Origin of the sequence: Vibrio makurazakiensis (genome assembly GCF_050337375.1) — a bacterium.
Taxonomy (GTDB): domain Bacteria; phylum Pseudomonadota; class Gammaproteobacteria; order Enterobacterales; family Vibrionaceae; genus Vibrio; species Vibrio makurazakiensis.
On the sequence record NZ_JAKJSW010000340.1, the window covers coordinates 1 to 2,996 of the forward strand.

At 41.2% G+C, this 2,996-nt stretch carries 3 protein-coding genes and 1 pseudogene; 3 read left to right on the forward strand and 1 reads right to left on the reverse strand.

Annotated features, from left to right (window positions below):
• Window positions 1-132 (forward strand): annotated as a pseudogene (locus L4C33_RS21075) (dihydrofolate reductase family protein); the annotation flags it as partial.
• A 39-nt stretch (window positions 133-171) separates the two neighbouring features.
• Here the strand turns inward: L4C33_RS21075 and L4C33_RS21080 are convergent.
• Window positions 172-954 (reverse strand): substrate-binding periplasmic protein, encoded by a 783-nt coding sequence (locus tag L4C33_RS21080; RefSeq protein ID WP_428814350.1) that lies wholly within the window; start codon window positions 952-954, stop codon window positions 172-174.
• A 231-nt stretch (window positions 955-1,185) separates the two neighbouring features.
• Here L4C33_RS21080 and L4C33_RS21085 point away from each other — a divergent pair, with 231 nt between their 5' ends.
• On the forward strand, window positions 1,186-1,827 hold the full coding sequence (locus L4C33_RS21085; RefSeq protein WP_428814351.1) for a LysE family translocator: 642 nt from the start codon (window positions 1,186-1,188) through the stop codon (window positions 1,825-1,827).
• Between the two features lie 457 nt (window positions 1,828-2,284).
• Window positions 2,285-2,996 (forward strand): protein adenylyltransferase SelO family protein (locus L4C33_RS21090; RefSeq protein WP_428814352.1); only part of this gene is annotated, 712 nt, incomplete at its 3' end.

The following is a 2,996-nucleotide window of genomic DNA, read 5'->3' on the forward strand; positions in this document are numbered from 1 at the left end:
ATTCCGGTGCTACTGGGCGGCGGTTCTTCATTGTTTGGTGACCTAGCAAAGCCACTTAATTTTAAATGGGTGAAAAGCGAGAGTTACCTAGGTGAAATTACACAGAATCACTTTGTAAGAGTTCGTGGCTAAACGCGTTTATTTAGATAATCCGCATCACAACATGAAAAATTAACGGTATCGGCTCAAGATTTCCTGATGGATGGTCATACCGTTTTCATTTTTTTGAGACTTAATGATATCTAATCCTTTTTGAAGCTGCTTCAATGCTTTTTTATCGACGTTGTTGTTAAAGGCATAATAGAGATAACCTTCTTCAAGTACATAAACCACTTCAAACAAATCGGAGTTTATCCCTGCTTGCTTCGACCACCAATACGCCGCYTTTTCAGCATAAGCTAATAACTCAATCCGTTCTTTCATGAGTTGCTCTGCCAGTGTTGTAACGGACATTGCCTCTTGCATTGAGTCCATCGGGATCCCTAGTTGCAGTAACGATTGCTCTCCAATATCGTCTCGAATTACGCCTATCTTATATCTCCCCATATCAATTGGGTTTGTAATCGTAATGTTGTCCTGTTTTCTTGCCATTACCACTACTCGAATATCGGTGATAGGGCCTACCCACTGAAATAAATCTTCTCTATGTTCGGTTCTGGTCGTTGAAAATAAGACAGTATTATCCATGTTCAGTGTATTTCGGTAGGAACGAGGCCAGGGGAAAATAGAAATCTGTTGCAGTTTAATATCTTGACCAACCGCTTCTCCAGCGGCACGTAATATATCAACAGAATAGCCAGTCAGTTGACCGTTTGATTCAAAGTTTGCAGGTGGGTAATTTTCTGTGAAAAAAGTGAGTGATTCTAGCTCACTTGATATAGCTGAAGCTGAGCTCATTAAAGGGAGAAAAATAGCCAAGCACACACCGCGAATTGCACTGAAGAGTATATTCATGTGACCTAAACCTAACTGCTACTGACAACTATAAAATTAGTTGATGAATAGATAAGTGTCTATTCGAACATTGTTAGTTTTGTTGTTTGATGTGTCGTTTAACAGCAACACTCCTAAAGCATCATTTGATGCAGAAAGTGACTAAACTTAGCCAAAATTTGCATAATAATTATAGATAATACATATTGTTGTTCGTATTTTGAACGTTTATTGAGTTAAGGAGGATTCACAATGAGTGTCGAAACGTGGGTGTATTATTTTTTGGCTGTACTGATACTAACGGCTTCACCTGGGCCAAGTTCTTTACTGTGTATGACAAAAGCCGTGCAATCAGGATTCAAATTGTCGGTGTTTACTGCTTTGGGGAGTTTGGTCGCGATCACAGGGATCCTGTCTCTTTCCTTTACCGGATTAGGGGTTGTTATCGCATCATCTGAACTGGTGTTCAGTATTGTTAAATGGACAGGTGCTGCGTATTTGGTTTATTTGGGCTGGAAAGCGTTACGCTCAAATCAGCACGATTATCAATTGAGTGATGTTAATTCTGAGCAAACCTCAAAGCAAAAAGGTTCTCGATTGAATCACTTTGTAAGTGGCTTTATTGTTGGTTCAAGTAATCCGAAAGCAATTTTATTCTTTACTGCACTTTTCCCGCAGTTTATCGATCCAACTGCTTCATTACTTTCGCAATATATTGTCTTTGCTGGCACATTTGCTGTGATGGAACTGTCTTGGTTGTTGATGTATGCCTACCTAGGAGCAAAGTCATCTAACTGGTTGTTCGCTAAAGGGCGAGCGAAAATCTTTAATCGCGTGACGGGCGGTGTTTTTATTGGTGCAGGAGCACTATTGTCGACAACTTCTCGCGCTTAAATGAAAAATTCTTGATGCTGTAATAAAAAGTTAATATTAATGTGCTTTCGAATTTGAGAGGGTGTCGTTATATTGTAATGACTAATTAACATTCTCAAGGAGAGAAGAATGCAGCATCAAGAAATGATTCAACACAGTAACCTAGGCGTAATTAGCAGAACTTGGCTTTTCTCTATGGGTTCTCTCATTAGTATTCTAGCCTTCATGCAATTTTAAGTATTTGGTTCTTTTACTTTTCCATCACCGCCTTTAAAGCAATTAATTTCAGTAACGCCTAGCCTCTTTAGTACTTCATAGAAAAGCCGGGTCGAAGAATTTACATTTTGGTGTAATACCATCCTTGACCCGCTAAACACCTATTGGCACGACACTTTCCCAAAAGCAGCACACTTCGCAGAAAACTCGATGACTTGTTTTATGGTAACATCTTACTAACTTTTGCTTAGTGGTACTTTTCATGTCTGTCTGGGATTCAATCTCGTTCAATAACCGTTTCACTACACTACCTTCAGCGTTTTACAGCCGAGTTTCACCTATGCCGTTATCCAATGTGGAATGGCTAATTTGGAATAAAGAGTTGGCGTTGCAACTTGGGTTACCTAACTCACCAAAAGAACATCCTGAGCTACTAGCTGGTTTGTCGGGTAATACTGTCCCAACTGAATTTGACCCAGTTGCGATGAAATACGCCGGGCATCAGTTTGGGTCTTACAACCCAGATTTAGGTGATGGTCGAGGATTGCTGTTAGGGCAGATAGTCGATAACCAAGGTGAAACGTTTGACCTGCACTTGAAAGGGGCGGGTAAGACGCCGTATTCACGTATGGGAGACGGTCGAGCAGTGCTTCGCTCAACCATTCGTGAGTATCTATGTAGCGAAGCGATGGCAGGGCTTGGCATACCCACGACGCGTGCGTTAGCGATGATGACCAGTGACACGCCTGTTTACCGTGAAAAGCAAGAAACGGGCGCATTGTTAGTAAGAACTTCAGAGTCCCATATTCGTTTTGGGCATTTTGAGCACTTCTTTTACACCAACCAATTGGCTGAACAAAAATTGCTAGCGGACAAAGTGATTGAGTGGCATTACCCAGAGTGCGCTCAAAGCGAAAAGCCTTACGCAATGATGTTCAACTTGATTGTCGATCGTACGGCTGAAATGGTGGCAC